This window comes from Nostoc sphaeroides (assembly GCF_003443655.1).
Taxonomy (GTDB): domain Bacteria; phylum Cyanobacteriota; class Cyanobacteriia; order Cyanobacteriales; family Nostocaceae; genus Nostoc; species Nostoc sphaeroides.
In genome coordinates, this window is sequence record NZ_CP031941.1 from 1,330,766 (window position 1) to 1,348,388 (window position 17,623).

A 17,623-nucleotide genomic window follows, 5' to 3' on the forward strand; every position below is an offset into this window, starting at 1 on the left:
TTGATTTCTCCTTCTAACTGGTGTGAAAGAATTAATCTGCCTGCATCTACCTATTGGCCATATTCATTACAAAAACAAGATAATACAAACCAAACAGGGGGTTTTAAGTGGCAGAAGTATATAAAGCAGAACGGACTATCTCTGCTGTATTTAAAGAACAGAAGCAAATTGACGATGTGATTCGGCGTTTATTAGACAGGGGTGTGCCTAGAGATCATATTTCGGTCATGGGGAGAAATTTCCAGTCCGAAACTAGAATCGCTGGCTTTATTAGTAAAAAAGATGTGATTCTGGGAGGTTTGAGAACAGGGGCAGTTTTTGGTTCCCTGTTTGGTTCCTTTCTCAGCTTGCTCACGGGTGTAGGCGTACTGTTTATTCCCTTTGTCGGGCCAATCGTAGCAGCAGGGCCTATTGGTGCAGTGCTATTGGGGGCTGCTAGTGGAGCGATCGCAGGTAGTGCAGGTGCCGGTCTAGTATCAGTTCTAACTACTTTGGGGATGCCAGAAGATAAAGCGGCTATCTACCAAACCCGCTTACAAGCTGGCGAGTTCTTAGTGATGGCAGAAGTACCGAGCGATCGCACTGGCGAATTTCAATTGTTGCTCGAAAGTGCTGGTGGCGAAGAAATTCACACAATTGAAAAAACTTTTGCTCGTCCTTGTCCTGGACAGTGCAACAGCCCAGAAGACTTGTCTCCTGAAGTTCGCGCTCATCTTTCTGATGAAGCTCAACGCACATTCATTGAGCGCTATAATACTGTCTTCAATGAGAAAAATGACGAGTTCACAGCTGAACAAGCTGCTTGGGAGTCTGTTCATCAGCAATATGATGAAGATGAAAACGGTGTTTGGTCAAAAGCTAAGGTTAAAGCTTAAAGATTTCCAAACAGGACTTACGCAACTGTCACAAGCAATGGTGCGGCTACGCCGCGCCGAGCGCCAAACAACCTAAAAGGCAAACATGGTAACAGTGGAACGTTTTAGTTGTTGAACTAAATAATTTGACAACAATCCATGCTTAATTTGATAAAGTGTTTGACCACTTTTATAAGCTAAATCTCATTACCGCAAACAAATCCTATTTAATACACTAATATACTTATTTTCTCATAAATATTTCAATAGTGCTTCACTAATACCATTTATATTCCGAATACAAAGCTTTCAGAACGGCAAAGTAATAATTATGTACTATTAAAGGCGATCGCACTGTGCCAGTTGCGTAAGTCCTGTTTCGGTATACTTCTTTTCCTAACTCCTAAAAAAATGAGCGAACCGGGAGTTGTAAGGCGTGGGCAAAAATTTGACCATGCCTAGTTTCATCTGATGCATGTTTTGCTAGTTTTTCGGCTAGTCATGTATCACCTTCGGCAGCGGAGCGATCGCTAAGTGCAGATAAAAATGGCACAGAGCCAGATTCGGCCAACTGAAACCCCGCAATGATGTTGGGGCGGGTTTTAGAATCACGAATTTCAGCAGCAGAGTAATAGGCAAAAGCACCTGAACCAGCTAGATGCAGAACGTGAGTCAAGAAGTTCATCAGAAATTCCCGCAGACAATTGGAAGGTTACAATTCTTATTATGTCAAGGGTTAACAAATATATCTTTTCATTTTGCTAGTATCATCCCACAGAGGTAATGCAGGTAAGTTTGGATGGATAAATTAACTAAACCAGTGCGATTTTGGCTTTGTGCAACTATCATGATTTTGGGTTTGATCGGCTGCGATCGCTTTGTCGGTACTTCTGGAGAACCGGTTGAGCGAGTCAGTGATGGCGATACCTTAGTAGTGAAAGATACCAATGGCAAAAATTTTACCGTGCGCTTTGCTTGTGTAGATGCGCCAGAGATAGCTCATACAAACAAAGAAAAGCAGAGTAAACGCACTAGCGATCGCAATCAATTTACTTGGGGTGTGAAAGCCCAAGAACGGGTGCAAGAACTGGTACAACAAGGAGGCGATCGCGTGACTTTGAATATCACCGATAGCGATCGCTATGGACGTAAAATTGCCGAAGTTCGTTTAAAAAATGGCACTTTTGTACAACAAGTATTATTGCAAGAAGGTTTAGCAAAAGTGTATCGTCCCTATTTAAACAAATGTCCTAGCAAAGACTTAGTTCAACAAGCCGAAGCTGAGGCCAAGCAACAACGGCTTGGTGTTTGGAGTGATACTAAATTTGTGAATCCTTGGGAATATCGTAGTTTATATAAAAAGTAAAAACTCTAGCTGTTTCTAATTAAATAAGATGTAAAACTTCATCCTGTCTCTAGCTTCCCTCTCCAATATATCGGAGAGGGATTGAGGGTGAGGTAAACCAGGGACATGAATTGTATGTTATTTAATTCTTATACCAATTTTGTATGAAGATACATAGAATATTAGAGGTTGAATGAACAAGTATTTCGCTGTGACTTTAGGCACTTTAGATCCCCCCTAACCCCCCGATAAATTGGGGGGAACCGGAATCAAAGTCCCCCTTAAAAAGGGGGATTTAGGGGGATCTAAAATTTTTGATACCGACAAGAGGACTTGTTCATTCATCCTCTTAAACGAACCGCCAAGTACGCCAAGAGCGCCAAGAATAGAGAGTTACTCATTTAGTGCAGCTTCACATTAAATTGGTATTATTCCTTAGCAACTTCCAAAATTCCCCCCTGCCCCCTGCCCCCTTACTCCTCTCCCCAAGTTTGCAGTTGCAAATACACAAGTACCAACGTCACTGCTAGTAACACGGTTGCTGCTGCTGCTGCATAACCAAAATCAAATTGAGCAAAAGCCTCTTGGTAAATGTAGTAAACCAGCAAATTAGTCGAATTCAGTGGGCCACCGCCAGTCATCACATAAGATTGTTCAAAACCCCGCAATGTAAAAATCGCAGTCGTGATGATTGCAAATATCACAGTCGGGCGCAATCCAGGCAGAGTAATATACCAAAATTGTTGCCAAGCATTTGCTCCATCCAAATCTGCTGCTTCATAACGACTGGGAGGAATTGCTTGCAACCCTGCTAAAAAAACTACCATATTGAAACCGAGTTGTTTCCAAATACTCATTAAAATAATTACTGGCATTGCCCAAAATGTGTCTGCTAGCCAGGATATGGCTGGAATGCCAAAAAAATCTAAAAGTCCGTTAACTGGCCCTGATGTTTGAAACAGCCAGCGAAATCCCAAACCGGCTGCCACAAGTGAGATAATTGAAGGCAGAAAATAGGCACTTCGCAAGATGCCCCGCAAGGGAATGGAGCGGTTTAATAGCACTGCCAATCCCAAAGATATAACTAAACTGGGAATGATGGTGGCAACAGTAAAATAAAGGGTGTTACCCAGAACTTGCCAAAAATCGGGGTCGAGTAGCAAGCGTGTATAGTTTTTTAAGCCTATCCAATAAATACCTTTTAGAGTGAAACTACCAGCAGTGAAACTGAGGTAAAACAAATAAGCGATCGGCCAAATGATAAAAAGGCCCAGCAAAATTAGTGCTGGTGTGAGAAAAATCCAGGCAGCTACTGTATCATTATCCAACCACGACTTAGTATATATTTTTGGCATCTATAACCCTCTTAGCTGTTATGACCGAATAATTCGTAATTCGTAATTCGTAATTCGTAATTAAAAATTCCTCGCATTAATTAATAATTAATTCATTGAGGGACAGAGCAACTAATTAAAATTTATGAAAAATAAATGCTTGGGGCAAAGCCCCAACTTTATTCAAGCCCCAGCCTAAAATGCATGGGGTAATAATTACGAATTACGAATTATCAATTACGAATTATTTTGACCCTCCGCCCTGATTCTACCCTTAGCTTGGTTTCTCCTAGTATTAGCGATGTATGCCGACAAAGCGATCGCTTTGTTTGTGAAGATTTATAAAGGCGATGCCTACGGTGGTCACTGAAGCTCACCCGAAGTGCGGGCTATTCGGCTTCGCACCTCTGTACTTGATTGCGGTGCGACAAAGTTTGAAGTACTCCAACATGACTTCGGAGTACCTCAACACGACTTTCAAGTACCTCAACACGACTTCGGAGTACCTCAACACGACTTTCAAGTACTTCAACACGACTTCGGAGTACCTCAACACGACTTTCAAGTACTTCAACACGACTTCGGAGTACCTCAACACGACTTTCAAGTACTTCAACACGACTTTCAAGTACTTCAACACGACTTTCAAGTACTTCAACACGACTTTCAAGTACTTCAACAGAATAGCTGAACTTCTGAGGCGATCGCTTGGGTAAGTTGTAAGCGTTCAGGGGGGTAGGAGAGCGATCGCTAAAAATTCCCCCCAAAATCTGATAAATTAAGTGACATGGAACACAAGCGCGTCAGTCATTTAGAACAGATACCCCCAGAAGATTGGGGAAAGACTCCAACCAGCGTCAAAAAACTGGTGGAGGAGATGGCGCAGCAAATAGAACAACAGGAAAAGAAACTAACAGAAGTCCTGACAGTTCAAGAACAGCTATTAGAAAAAATAAATCAGACATCAAAGAACTCATCATCACCCCCCTCAAGCGACCCACCAGGATTCTCCAAAAAGCCACCCAAACAGAAAAGCAGCAAAAAACGAGGGGGTCAGCCAGGTCATAAAGGAAATAGCCGGGACTTATACCCCATAGAAGAATGTAGCTCAGTAATAGAACATCATCCGCAATTATGTACGAATTGTGGAGCAACCCTCAGTGGAGTTGATACAAACCCCTATCGTCACCAGATAGTAGAAATTCCACCCATCAGTCCCATAGTCATCGAGCATCGTTTACATCAATTGACCTGTACTGGATGTGGCAGTAGTACTCGTGCAAAATTGCCAGAAGACGTGAACCAAAGTGGTTACGGAGTCAGAGTAGTAGCTCTAGTGGCACTGCTGAGTGGAGTGTACCGTAACAGTCAAAGGATGGTACAAAGTGCAATGCAAGAGGTGTTTGGAATCTCAATATCATTGGGAACAGTCAACAGACTGCGACTGGAAGCGAGTAACGCAGTGGCGACCTGTGTAGATGAAGCCAAACTTTATATTCAAAAAGCAAACATCGTTGGAGCCGATGAAACCAGCTTTAACCAAGGAAATATTGACGGTTTTAATCCTCAACAAAGAAAGGCTTGGTTATGGGTTGCTGTCACCCCCCTAGTCACATTTTTTGAAATTGCCCTAACTCGTTGTACCCAAGCAGCTCAGAACTTATTGGGTGATAACTTTGGAGGAATTTTAAACTCTGACCGTCATGGTGCTTACAATTGGGTAGAACTAGAACGTCGGCAATTGTGTTGGGCGCATCTGCGACGTGAATTTATCAAAATTTCCGAGCGTCCTGGAGTTTCGGCACAATTAGGAACTGCACTGGTTAAACAGCAAGAAAAATTGTTTGAACTATGGCATCGAGTTAGAGATGGCACATTATCTCATTGTGATTTTGGTGAGTTGGTTCTAGAGATTCGCTCATCAATCAAAGCAACTTTACTTGAAGCTGATAACTATTCTATTGGTACACGGGAAAAAACACCCCTAGCAAAAACTGTTCGCACCTGTCGTCAACTACTGAAAGTTGAGCCGGCGATGTGGTTGTTTGTGACCACCCAAGGTGTTGAACCCACTAATAATGCTGCTGAACGAGCTATCCGTCCTGCTGTAATCTGGCGACGGACTAGTTTTGGCTCTCAAACCCAGACTGGTAGTAATTTTGTGGCTCGGATGCTGACTGTGGTAACAACCCTGAAGTCTCAAAAACGTAATGTTTTGGAGTTTATGACCCAGGCTGTTGTTGCTACTCGTGGTGGTACAGCCACTCCTTCTCTGCTTCCTGAAGCCACTACTTGTTCTGATGATTCTGACTTGTTGACTGCTGCATAATTTTATTCCTTGATTTTGGGGGTGGTTTTTCGTCTTCTTTATACCCCCTGAACGCTTACGGTAAGTTATTGGTTCATAATTATCTCTACTTGGAGTCTTTACTTAAACATCGCTATTTTTCTGCACACTCAAACCAATCCCAAATGCAATTTCAACGCCGCATCAATTAGTACCATTATCTCTTCGTTTAAACTACCTAATACTTCACCAGTACCTTACTGCGAGCATATATGGAAGCTCATCGATAGTTAGTAAATCGATGCTGTGGAATAGCTGAACTTCTAAGGCGATCGCTTGGGGTTTGCTCTTGGTTCATAATTATTTATACTTAGGGACTTCCAAGTAAAAAAATATTCCATTGCTATTGTTCACTGTTGACCGTTGACGGTTCACGAATTTTCAGTCAACAGTCAACAGTCAACAACTTTAATGTGGAATAATTTAGAGGATGTTTGAAAAGGGTCGGCTTGAGCCTCAAGTGCGACTCAGGGGTGGGATCTCAAATCCCAAAACTCCTATTCTCTCGTAGCAGTTTCTCGGTAGCCAGGGTAGTGAAACACACGCTGAAGGACTTTTCAAACATCCTCTAATTGCTGCTGGGTTTGCCGTAAGCGATCGCAGCTTGCCATACTCAGGGGAAACTCTTGTCGCAGTGCTGTTGTAAACTCCTGCTGATATGCTTGTAGGTTTTGTTGATGCGTCTTAAACCGTGCAGTTACTAGTGCCTCAATCGGCATCGTGTCCTCATTCCGCAGCCCCAAAATTTGCTGGGGATTTTGCAAATCGAGGCGATCGCGATCGGCTTTTCCTGACTTAATACCTTCAACCAAAAAGCGAGTGTAAATCGATAAATCTTGCCCTTCCTCCTCAAAGGAATATTGCGTTGAACTAGAAGAAGCAACGACATTCCTAAATCAAAGGATGAAATTTTACCTATTTATGCAAGAAAAATCTAGGCACCTACTGTATCATTATCCAATCACGATTTAGTATATTTTTTTGGCATCTATAATTTTTCCTCTTAGCTGTTATGACCTTCCGCCCTGATTCTACCCTTAGCTTGGTTTCCCCCAACATTAGCGATGTATGCCGACAAGTCGCGCCTTTAAAACTGGGAATTATGGCTTCTGGGAATGGCAGCAATTTTGATGTAGTTGCCCAAGCTATCCAAGATGGGCGGCTAAATGCCCAAATTCAAGTTTTAATTTACAATAACCCCTCTGCAAAAGCAGCCGTCAAAGCAGCCAATAGAGGTGTAGAAGCTGTTTTATTAAATCACCGCAACTATCAAAGCCGAGAAGAGTTTGATCAGAAAATTGTGCAGACATTACTTCACTACGATGTAGAATGGGTGATTATGGCAGGTTGGATGCGATTGTTAACATCAGTTTTTATTGATGCCTTTCCTGACAAAATTATTAATATCCATCCTAGTTTGTTACCTAGTTTCAAGGGAATCCATGCTGTAGAACAAGCCTTAGCATCTGGCGTAAAAATCACTGGTTGTACAGCGCATATAGCTTGTTTAGAAATGGATAGTGGCCCAATATTAATGCAAGCCGCAGTACCAGTATTGCCGGATGATACAGCAGAAACACTCCACGCCCGGATTCAAATTCAGGAACATCGGATTTTGCCATTAGCGATCGCTCTAGCAGCTTCTTCGTCAAAGTAATTCATAATTTAAATCAGTGGTAGCTGCTGAACTCTCCACTGATTTAAGACCACGCTCATTAAAAATTCTTATAGCGGTTCTCGTTTACGTGAGGTACACCCGTAGGGGCACGGCACTGCCCACAGGTGTCAACTTAGGGAACTCCAAAAAATAAATTATTCCACATTCAAGTCGTTGACTGTTGACTGTTGACTGTTGACTGTTGACTGTTGACTGTTGACTGTTGACTGTTGACTGTTGACTGTGAAGTCCCTTAACGTGAAAGTTATGTCGCGCAAGGAACTGAAGTTCCTTGGCTAATTGCTAAAGTCATCTGAAGATGACTAAATATATATCTAAAAATCTTTAGTCTACTTCAGTAGACTTTAGCTAAAAGCCAAAGAAATTTATTTCTGGGCGGGTGAGTTAGCCAACAGTTAAGCTATTTGTAACTTACAGCAGTTTTCATGTATTTGAACCACATCTGTCGTAGGGGCACAGCATTGCTCATACGTGTCAACTTAAGCTAAAACCCTTTTCAAATCTCGTTTCCAGCCTCTGGCTGGAAATGCTGCTCTTAGCGGCTCTGCCGCGAGTTCGGGAGGCGGAGCCTCAACGATGGGCATTCCCAGTCGGAGCAGGGGAACGAGACAATCTAAAAGCTAGTTCCAGGCTAGCTTTCACCTTAAGTTGACACCAATGAGCATTGCTGTGCCCCTACCGCGTGGTCTATTTAGCTGAAAATAGCTGTAAGTTGACACAGGTGGGTACTGCCATGCCTCTACACCTCGTGATGTAATGTTGTACCCCATCTAAATGGGAACCGCTATAGCTATTCACCAGAGTTAGCTTCAGTAGCTTCATACGCTTGTAAAAGCCTAGCATGATCGAGAGTAAATCCTACTTGCATCGCTATCTGGGTAAATAAATCAATCTCCGGCTGTTCCCAATCACGGGGCCCGGAACACTGATGTGCAATTAACAAGCCAAATAGCTGCTCATCTTTGATAATCGGTGCTACTAAATTTGCTTTTACAGAAAAGGATTCCAGCAGCTTAACGTGACAATCACCCAAACCGGCTTCATAAATGTTGTTGATTGCGACAACGCGACCAGACTGATACTTTTCTATATAGCCTTGAGTAAAACAGGGGTCGTGGATTTTAGACCGCAAAACTTTGGGATAACCTGAAACTACTGATTCAGCAATTATAATTCCGAACCAATTAGCGTAAAAGCTATAAACTAATACTCGGTCAACACTCAGTGCTTTGCGAACCTCTTCCACAGTGGTTTTAATGACATCCTCTTCTTTGAGCGATTGGCGAATGCTGCGGGTAATATCCACCAGTAACTGACTTCGCCTACTTTCAGCTTCGATTCGTTGCAGGAGTCTGGCATGGTCGAGAGCAAATCCCACTTGCATTGCTATTTGGCCAAATAAATCAATCTCAGATTGTTGCCAATCACGAGGTTTGGAACACTGATGTGCAATTAATAAACCAAATAGCTGTTCATCCTTAAGAATGGGAGCTACCAAATTTGCTTTCACAGCAAAGGATTCAAGTAGGCTAATCTGATAATCAGCCAAACCTGCTTCGTAAATGTTATTTATTGCTAAAACGCGACCAGACTGATAATCTTCTACATAGCCTTGACCAAAATATAGGTCTTGGATTTCAGAGCGCAAAACTTTTGGGTAAGTGAGAACAACTGATTCGGCAATCACAGTTCCAGAGTAATTAGCATTAAAGCTATAAACCATCACTCGGTCAGTACTTAGTACTTTACGAACCTCTTCTACAGTGGTCTTCAGGACATCCTCTTCGTTAAGCGATTGGCGAATGCTGCCGATAGTATCCGCCAGCAACTGACTTTGCACACTCTCAGCCTCGATTCGTTGCAGGAGTCTTGCATGGTCGAGAGCAAATCCCACTTCCATCGCTATTTGGGCACATAAATCAATCTCAGACTGTTGCCAATCACGGGGTCTGGAACATTGATGTGCAATTAATAAACCAAACAGCTGTTCATCTTTGATAATGGGTGCGACTAAATTTGCTTTCACACCAAAGGATTCTAGCAGGTTAATATGACAATCACGCAAACCTGCTTCATAAATGTTGTTTATGGCTTGAACGCGACCAGACTGATACTTTTCTACATAGTCCTGAGCAAAACATGGGTCTTGGATTTCAGACCGCAAAACTTTGGGATAACCTGGAACCACTGATTCTGCAATTACAGTTCCAGACCAACTAGCGTCAAATGTATAAACCAGTACGCGATCGCTACTCAGTGCTTTGCGAACTTCTTCCACGGTGATTTTGATGACATCCTCTTCGTTAAGCGATTGGCGAATGCTGCGGGTAATTTCGATAAATACCTGAGCTATATCTGCCTTTGTATCAACTTGTTCTAGAAGTTTGGTGTAGTCAAGAGCGAATCCTACTTGTATAGCTATCTGAGTTAACAAATCAATCTCAGACTGCTGCCAAAAGCGAATTCTAGAACACTGATGTGCAATTAATAAACCGAATAGCTGTTTGCCTTTGAGAATAGGTGCTACTAAATTAGATTTGACAGCAAATTGCTCTAGCAATTCAATATCACTATCACTGAGATCGGCTTGATAGATATTATCAATAGCACGGATGGAACCATTCTGGTATTTTTCTATATACCCTGCCTGGAACCCAGGCTCAGAGACTGTAACTCCTAATATTCTTGGTAAACCAGGTGCTACTGACTCAGCGATAAAAGTTCCATTAGAGTTAGAGTTGAAGCAAAAAATGCTTACGCGGTCAATGCTTAAAGCTTTACGAATTTCTTCTGAGGTAATTTTGAGAACATCTTCTTCATTGAATGATTCTCGAACCCATTGCGTAACTTTCCTCAATAGTTGGGAGTAATCAGCTTCGGTTTCTTTTTCCTTTACTAAAACTGAAAGCAGTTCTGTGAATAAGTTTATATTTCTCTCTAACATCACTAATTCATCTTCGTTAGCGATGAAATATTGAGTAAACTCACTGTCTGGACGTAGCTTGTTTTTGATATTATTAGAAATTGCCGCAGCTTTCCTGACTCGACTAATAGCTCGATTCGTCACAAAAACAGCGATCGCACCTGTTAAAATTGCTGTTACTCCCATACCAGTTAACAAGAGTGACAATTGTTTCTGGAGAGCAAGTTCAGTTTCTATTGAACTTTTTGCACTTTCAAGTCTTACTTGCGGAATTTGTTTGGTAATTAAATTAATACCATAGTAGTAAGTAGCTGTTCCAATTGCAACCACAGGAAGGATACTAATGCTTAGTGCCCAAACAATTGCTTTAGTCTTTAAACTCCATTTTTGTTGCCACAGCCTTTGTTCACGATTTCGTCTTGCTTGATTTTGAGAAAAAGACTGATTCATAAATGAAACCTGGATTGCTGCAATTGAGAATCAAGTAAATAACCTCTCCACCAAATTCTACACAAAACTTATTAAACAAGGATTGGCTTTCAGGGATATTTTGCGGTACTAACCTTTTACGTCATGCCTCATAACGCCTTTGTTGCTTCTTAAGGCTCTTGAGAAAAGATAAGCTTACTACTTGCTTTCCTTACGTTTGCGTAGGGGCACAAAGTGCGGGAAGGAGTTGGGGTTTATATAATTTCAGTTTAATTTAATAATGATACAAATACGTTGGGTCGGAGCGGCAATGCCATGCCTCTACGATAAATTTATATGTATCAGGTTTTCGTTGACTTGGGATTAAATGTATGTATTGTAGTCTAATTGACCAAAAATTTGTGTGGCTGCGTAGGCGTAGCCCGCCGCAGGCATCGCACAAACACAGTTTACAAAAAAACATTTAGCCACAGCGATCAAACCACGTAATTTATTCTATGGTTGATAGTGTGCAATATCTGCCTTGAGCTACGCAAAGCACTAATTCATAAAAGCTCAAAATTTATTTTTTAATTGTCGTAATTGCGACATTTTCCAGAAATAGCTAGAAATCCAATTGGTAATAATGTGAGCAACAATCGGCACTAATAAGTTGCCCGTGAGCAAGGCACTATATGCGAATATCATCCCGACAAATGTTGCCCAAATCACATAAGGCCATTGTTGGGAACCACTAAAATGCAAGATGCCAAAGCAAAGACTCGATACAATGACAGCCAGATGATCTAAGCCTAAAGCTGGCAGCATTACACCTCTAAATAATAATTCTTCACTCAACCCCGGTAGTAACCCCAACCAAATTAAGTCAGGTAAGGCTAAGGGCTTCAGTATCACTTCTAGATAATAATCTGCACTTTTCCGATAGGCACTCCAAACGCGATAAACTACGCCACTTAACGCGGTGATGGACAATCCTAACCCTACACCGAACAGCAACTCTCTTTGGTTCAAGTCCCAAGAAAAAAGGGAAAAGTGGCCAAGGTATAACGAAAGTTTAGCAACTATCAATAAAATGATTGCAGTCGCTCCCATCGCCCCAAGTATTTGGATGCGCGTCAGGTATGGAATTTCTGGCTTTTGCTTTTGTTGTTCAATCACGGGTTTTTAAGAAAGAGGGGGCATTGGGCATTGGGCATGGGGCATGGGGAGCAGGGGGAGCAGGGGGAGCAGGGGAAGCAGGGGAAGATTAAAAACTTCTAACTCTTAACTCCTAACTCTTAACTCCTAACTCCTAACTCTTAACTCCTAACTTTTAACTCCTAACTTTTAATTACTGACTGCAAAGGTAATAATTTGGGACGGAGAGCGTCGGGATTAATACCTGCTTTGTGTGCTACTAATATACCCACTGCTTCTAAATATGAGTTTACCTGTATAGATTTGATCCCCAACGGTTGAGGAAGAACTTTTATAAGAGTTTTATTTTCTTCTACTGTAATTATTTGACATCGTTTTTGGCTTAAACTCAGTAAGGCACTGCTACCACAAGCAGTTGCAGGTACGATCGCAGCATCCACTTCATCAGCCCAAATATCTCCTTTCTCTGATGCAATCGCTCCTTTATCTATTATAAATTGTGGCGCACGACTTAATCCGACAAGGACGCACGGCAAAAAGGTATAGCCCAATTCTTCGGCGGCGGAACGGGGAGATAAATCAGGTTGTGGAGGTTCGCTCAAAAGGGCGGGAGAATGGGCGCAAGGAATTTGAAAGGTTCGCACTAACAAATGGCTAATTACGGCTTCTGCACCCGCTAAAGAATCTACGCCTTCACCTTGGCGATATTTCTGTACTGCTTCTGAGTCCATATCATCGGGGAAACGGGCTACAACTGCGATCGCTTCTGCCCCCGCTTTTTTAATTAATATCTCAGCTGCCCGTAATAAACTATCTGGGTTGCCAATTGTTCCCCAACTAGCTCCCGATGCTGTAGTCCGTAATTCTACATTTAATGGTGCATCTGTAATTACATAATCTGTTAAGGTCAAACCCAGAGTTGCTCTGACTGCATCTGCGGCTTGTATATGTCGTAGCCGTAACTCTGGCTCAATGCCTTGGTCTAAAAGCAAACCTACCTTGTTGCTGCGGACTGGACGCAAACCCCAGCATCCAGAAGCAAATTTGTCAAGTCCGTAACCTTCAACATAGAAAGCGTTAGGGAGGTTCCAGTATAAACTTGCGCCATTGAGGACATTGGGGTGAGTGATTAGGCGATCGCAAACCTGTGATATAACTTTGGCAACAGGTAAAGCATCTCCTGCATAACCCCCAATGGCAGCCCCAACGCCAGTTGGTACGATTAAGATAGCCGTGTATGGACGATTCATTTTAAGTTATTTCCCACTCTCCAGGGCTATTTTGTTTTAGACATAGACTGCCCAGAACTAAAGTCTGTTAAGTAGTCAGACAGAATTAATTACACAATGTCAGCACAATTCGCAATTCGCTTTTTCGCCCATTCGCAATTAAAGCCCCAGGATTTATCCGCTTGCTCTGAACCCTGCATTGTTTAAAATTTATCTATCCATAAATAAATTTAGTTGCTCTGTACCATCAAGGAATAATTGGTCATTGCGAATGGAGCGAAGCGGAATGAAGCAATCGCAAGGGCTGGGATTGCTTCGCTTCTCTACGAGACGCTGCGCGAACGCTCGCAATGACTGTAAATATTTTTGTCCGACTACTTAAAACGGGCTATAACCGAATGGCACTAAGAAAAGATACAGCCCTTGTCCTGACTGGTTCCCAGTCTCTAGGCTCTTAACCCATTTTGGGAGGCTCCGCCTCCAGTAGCTTGACGTGAGCCAGAGCCTCTCTGAATACATTCCCAGCCTGGAGGCTGGGAACGAGACGACACAAGCCGAAAGGCTTATCTTAGTGCCATTCGGCTATAACCTTTTCTTAGTCGTCTTGAGACGACTTTTGCTATTAGACTCAGAATTCATTCTGAGGCGGGCTAGATGAAAATGAAATACCCTTGCCCACTCTCAACTTTTAACTTCTAATACCGCTTCTTTGTGAAGCTGCATATATTTACCCCCCGGCTACGCCGTCCCCCCGATGTGTTGGGGGGACTGATTATGTGTATTTTCATACAGAATTGCTATAACTTGGGGAACTCCAAAAAATAAATTATTCCACATTAAAGTCGTTGACTGTTGACTGTTGACTGTTGACTGAAAATTCGTGAACCGTCAACGGTCAACACTGAACAATAGGAATGGAATATTTTTTTACTTGGAAGTCCCTTAGCACTGTTTCAATGCCCCGCTATCGCTAACAGCACTCTTTGTCACCACAGCTTCAACTGTAGCTTTTTGTTCGTCAGCATCCACAGAAGTAATTGCCCAACGCAGAGGTTCCCCTTGTTTCTTCAACTCTGTTTCAATTACTTCTAGTAACTCTGCGGGAGTTTCTTGTAAATCAATTTCTGCGGTAATAAAATGAGTCGTCATGTTGGTAAATCCTGTTGATTTGTAGTTTCTAGAATAAAAGTATTGGGCGAATAGAATTCGCTAATACACAAACTTTCGTCTTCCTCCGTAGACTAAGAAAAAATTAAGGGCTTTTAACCTGCGGAGGCAGGTTTTGTATTTCGACTTCGCTCAACACAAGTCTGTGTAGCCGCGACTTCTAGTCGCCAAGGCTTTACTAATTATTTGCTTTTACCAAATTGTAACTGATAAACTACATCTTCTTTTTCCGTCTTAATTTTCAAATCAGAAAGGGGTTTGGCAACACAAAGCAATACGTAACCTTGCTTTTGCAAATCTGGACTAACGCCCATACCATCAGTTTGATCCACAGTTCCCTCGCTTATTTGACCGGCGCAAGTTGTGCAGACACCGGCATTGCAAGAACTTGGCAGTTCCAAACCAGCAGCATCGGCAACTGATAAGATCGTTTCATTTTCAGGAACTTGCAAGGTATGAATTTTGCCTTGGTGATCAATTTCTACGGTGTAAATTTTGGGCATATACAAAACAAGCGTGATGCAACGGACAAATTTATTAGTTTATCTGAATTAGTTAAAAATATCCAGATGTTACTATAAAACTTTAGGTTAAAGAGTAGCAATTATAGCAACTCATTCTGAATAAGTTATAGATTAGTAACATTATTTACTATACAATACACAAATATATTAGTTAAATTTGCTTACTATAAAATATGCGCGTTCGCGTTTCATTAGAGACTGTATCTGTAAGTCTGCCTTTTGGCATTGGTTCCATGTCTTGGATTGAAATTTTTTCCAACTCTGCGATCGCTGTAAATCAACAATATACACTATAGTAATCCGATTTGATTTCTGAATCACTTGTAGAGGTAAGGGACTGGGGATTGGGGACTGGGGACTGGGAAGAAAGAATAAAGGTGTACTGAGTTTTGTTCAAAAATCAAATATGAGTCCTATATGTAGCGATGGTTGCACTCACCAACGAACTTTAGTCATCAATGTTACAATGTTGACTCTTAAGGTTACAGCATTAAGCCTTAGAGCTAGAACATTAAGGCTTCAGGTTACAACATTAAGGCTTCAGGTTATAACATAAAGGCTTAAGGTTACAACATTAAGCCTTAGAGCTTTAACTTTAAGCCTTAAGGTTACAACATTAAGGCTTAAAGTTAAAGCGATCGCTCTTGACAGAGAATACAGACCATTTGTAGGGGTAGAGTGCTGCTCATAAGTGTCAACTTAACGTAAAAACCATGTCCTGCAAGGAACTGAAGTTCCTTGCTAATAGCTCAAGTCTTCTATTGATGACTAAATAATCCGAAAAATCTTTAGTCTACTTCAGTAGACTTTAGCTATTAGCCTGGAACTTTAGTTCCAGGCGGGTGAGCAAGCTAACAGTTAACCCACTTTTGCTTATTTGGACACTAATGAGCAATGCGTGCCCTATTGTCTATTGTTTAAACAAAATATTATTTTGCCAAAAATCAACCTTTGATGATTAAATTCCGAGAAATCACGGACATAACTAAAAACTTTTACTAAAAAAAATGCGCTTTTTGCTGAACCTGAATCCAGGCTAATTGTGACAAAATAGCTCTGTAAAACTATTAAAAGTGTAAAATTATGCCTCGAAGAAAACGTAATTCCCGGATTTTAGAAAAAGCTGAGTTTAGAGTTGCCGGACTGAAAGCTATCGATCCAAATATCAATTTTAATGATACTTGCAACTTGCAAAACCTGACTCAATTAATAGATAATTTTCATAATATGCTTGATGAGTATAACGCTGCTCTAGCTATGATTGACTCTTCTAGAAAAAAACTGGATGAGATGGAGAAAACCTTAAGTCAGGTTTCAGATAAAATGCTGATGGGGGTTGGTTTTAAGTACGGCAAAAACAGCAATGAATATGAACTTGCAGGCGGCGTTAGAGACAGCGATCGTGTCCGTAAAAGCAGATTGACACGCTTGAAATCTAACACAGATAAAACATCAGATGAAAATGCAATAACCGCCACGCCCTAACGGGAAGTCAAAAGTAGAGACGCGATTAATCGCGTCTATATCTGTGAAAATTAAAAGTGTCCAGCAGATCCCCGACTTCTTTAAGAAGTCGGGGATCTATTTCATCACGAATGATTCAAGACTGCTATATAATAAGACTTTGCATCAACCCAGAACTTCCGAAATCTTAAAATTGAATGACCAGGTTTATCCATGATAAATTCGCCAAAGACTATCTAGAAGAATTATTAAAAGATTACGGAGAAGTCAAGGCATCAGAAAAAGTCTCAGGAGAGATTAAAGAAATAGATGTTTTATTCACTCCTGCTAAACAGCAAACCTCTAATATACAAATACTGGGTTTGTTAGGGAGATTTGCCCAACATCCTGCAATTATAGAACCCTACCGCAATCCAGCTTCTACCGATGAAATCTGCGACTGTATTCTCAAATTATTAGAAATAAAGGCTTTATTACGACGAGAAGCTAAAGCCAATAAAACCAAACTTCAGGACTCCGAAATTCCCAAATTGTGGGTTCTTACACCAACAATATCTGAAACCAGATTATCTAGCTTTGGAACTATGCAAAAAGCAGGTTGGTTATCGGGAGTGCATTTTCTGCCAGATGCCTTGCGAACAGCAATTGTAGCGATACACCAACTACCCCAAATACCAGAGACATTATGGTTGAGGCTTTTAGGTAGGGGAAGTGTGCAGTCACAAGCGATTATCGAATTGCAAGCGTTACCATTAGATCATCCATACCAGAAAGCAACTCTCGAATTAGTTTACAACTTGCGCGAAAACTTGAGAGTAAACCAAGAATTAGAAGCAGATGATAGGGAGTTAATTATGCGATTAGAACCACTTTATCAAAGAGACAGAGAACAAGCCAAAGAAGAGGGAAGGCAAGAGGGCAGGCAAGAAGGAAGGCGAGAAGGAAGGCAAGAAGGAAAAGAAGACTTAATACTGCGTCTACTAAATCGCCGTATTGGTGAAATTGATGCATCATTAATCGGGCGAATTAAAGGTTTATCCATTGAACAATTAGAGAATTTAGGAGAAGCATTACTAGACTTTTCTAACGTCGCTGATTTAGAAACTTGGTTAAACCAACAATCAATCTAATTCATTATTACTACACCTGAGAAATCGAATTATTACCCCCCTTAATCCCCCCGATATATTGG

The 17,623-nt window shown here is 41.5% G+C and carries 16 protein-coding genes and 2 pseudogenes; 7 read left to right on the forward strand and 11 right to left on the reverse strand.

All coding sequences use genetic code 11. From position 1 onward, the window contains the following. The first annotated feature begins 107 nt into the window (after positions 1-107). Positions 108-875 (forward strand): ChaB family protein, encoded by a 768-nt coding sequence (locus D1367_RS06200; protein ID WP_118164634.1) that lies wholly within the window; start codon positions 108-110, stop codon positions 873-875. A 72-nt stretch (positions 876-947) separates the two neighbouring features. Here the strand turns inward: D1367_RS06200 and D1367_RS33230 are convergent. Both D1367_RS33230 and D1367_RS06210 read right to left on the reverse strand, forming a co-directional pair. Then, positions 948-1,058, reverse strand: a pseudogene (locus D1367_RS33230) (IS701 family transposase); the annotation flags it as partial. 223 nt (positions 1,059-1,281) lie between these two features. Beyond that, positions 1,282-1,539: pseudogene (locus D1367_RS06210) on the reverse strand (ferritin-like domain-containing protein); the annotation flags it as partial. Between the two features lie 114 nt (positions 1,540-1,653). On the opposite strand from D1367_RS06210, the gene D1367_RS06215 reads away from it, so the two are divergent. Then, on the forward strand, positions 1,654-2,220 hold the full coding sequence (locus tag D1367_RS06215) for a thermonuclease family protein (protein ID WP_118164638.1): 567 nt from the start codon (positions 1,654-1,656) through the stop codon (positions 2,218-2,220). 452 nt (positions 2,221-2,672) lie between these two features. Here the strand turns inward: D1367_RS06215 and D1367_RS06220 are convergent, their stop codons facing one another. After that, a complete protein-coding gene (locus D1367_RS06220) occupies positions 2,673-3,554 on the reverse strand; it encodes a carbohydrate ABC transporter permease (RefSeq protein WP_118164643.1) in 882 nt (293 codons plus the stop codon). Positions 3,555-3,922: 368 nt separating this feature from the next. Continuing rightward, positions 3,923-4,300, reverse strand: a complete 378-nt coding sequence (locus D1367_RS30520) for a hypothetical protein (protein ID WP_181985084.1) — start codon at positions 4,298-4,300, stop codon at positions 3,923-3,925. A gap of 20 nt (positions 4,301-4,320) precedes the next feature. On the opposite strand from D1367_RS30520, the gene tnpC reads away from it, so the two are divergent. After that, entirely contained in the window at positions 4,321-5,862 is a 1,542-nt protein-coding gene (gene tnpC / locus D1367_RS06230) for an IS66 family transposase (RefSeq protein WP_118164650.1), read from the forward strand. A 575-nt stretch (positions 5,863-6,437) separates the two neighbouring features. Here the strand turns inward: tnpC and D1367_RS06235 are convergent. Beyond that, positions 6,438-6,692, reverse strand: coding sequence for a hypothetical protein (locus D1367_RS06235; RefSeq protein ID WP_118164654.1), 255 nt, complete (start codon positions 6,690-6,692; stop codon positions 6,438-6,440). Between the two features lie 200 nt (positions 6,693-6,892). On the opposite strand from D1367_RS06235, the gene purN reads away from it, so the two are divergent. Next, complete coding sequence (gene purN / locus D1367_RS06240) at positions 6,893-7,537, forward strand: phosphoribosylglycinamide formyltransferase (RefSeq protein WP_118164657.1); 645 nt, start codon at positions 6,893-6,895, stop codon at positions 7,535-7,537. A gap of 155 nt (positions 7,538-7,692) precedes the next feature. Here the strand turns inward: purN and D1367_RS32670 are convergent, their stop codons facing one another. The 6 genes from D1367_RS32670 to D1367_RS06265 all read right to left on the reverse strand — a co-directional run bounded on the left by D1367_RS32670 (position 7,693) and on the right by D1367_RS06265 (position 14,946). After that, on the reverse strand, positions 7,693-7,815 hold the full coding sequence (locus D1367_RS32670; RefSeq protein ID WP_267255552.1) for a hypothetical protein: 123 nt from the start codon (positions 7,813-7,815) through the stop codon (positions 7,693-7,695). Positions 7,816-8,348: 533 nt separating this feature from the next. After that, complete coding sequence (locus tag D1367_RS06245; RefSeq protein WP_118164662.1) at positions 8,349-10,931, reverse strand: GAF domain-containing protein; 2,583 nt, start codon at positions 10,929-10,931, stop codon at positions 8,349-8,351. A gap of 534 nt (positions 10,932-11,465) precedes the next feature. Further along, the gene (locus D1367_RS06250) at positions 11,466-12,068 is read right to left on the reverse strand and encodes a CPBP family intramembrane glutamic endopeptidase (protein WP_118164667.1); all 603 of its coding nucleotides are present in this window, start codon (positions 12,066-12,068) and stop codon (positions 11,466-11,468) included. Positions 12,069-12,229: 161 nt separating this feature from the next. Then, positions 12,230-13,297, reverse strand: coding sequence for a DUF3326 domain-containing protein (locus D1367_RS06255; RefSeq protein ID WP_118164671.1), 1,068 nt, complete (start codon positions 13,295-13,297; stop codon positions 12,230-12,232). Positions 13,298-14,218: 921 nt separating this feature from the next. Continuing rightward, entirely contained in the window at positions 14,219-14,425 is a 207-nt protein-coding gene (locus D1367_RS06260; protein ID WP_118164674.1) for a hypothetical protein, read from the reverse strand. A gap of 200 nt (positions 14,426-14,625) precedes the next feature. After that, the gene (locus tag D1367_RS06265; protein ID WP_118164676.1) at positions 14,626-14,946 is read right to left on the reverse strand and encodes a 2Fe-2S iron-sulfur cluster-binding protein; all 321 of its coding nucleotides are present in this window, start codon (positions 14,944-14,946) and stop codon (positions 14,626-14,628) included. 194 nt (positions 14,947-15,140) lie between these two features. Between D1367_RS06265 and D1367_RS32675 the strand changes: the two genes are divergently transcribed. From D1367_RS32675 to D1367_RS06275, 3 genes are all read left to right on the forward strand, one after another. Further along, a complete protein-coding gene (locus D1367_RS32675; protein ID WP_267255550.1) occupies positions 15,141-15,263 on the forward strand; it encodes a hypothetical protein in 123 nt (40 codons plus the stop codon). Between the two features lie 787 nt (positions 15,264-16,050). Continuing rightward, the gene (locus D1367_RS06270) at positions 16,051-16,452 is read left to right on the forward strand and encodes a hypothetical protein (RefSeq protein WP_118164678.1); all 402 of its coding nucleotides are present in this window, start codon (positions 16,051-16,053) and stop codon (positions 16,450-16,452) included. A gap of 176 nt (positions 16,453-16,628) precedes the next feature. Further along, the gene (locus D1367_RS06275; protein ID WP_118164680.1) at positions 16,629-17,561 is read left to right on the forward strand and encodes a DUF4351 domain-containing protein; all 933 of its coding nucleotides are present in this window, start codon (positions 16,629-16,631) and stop codon (positions 17,559-17,561) included. Positions 17,562-17,623 lie beyond the last annotated feature (62 nt).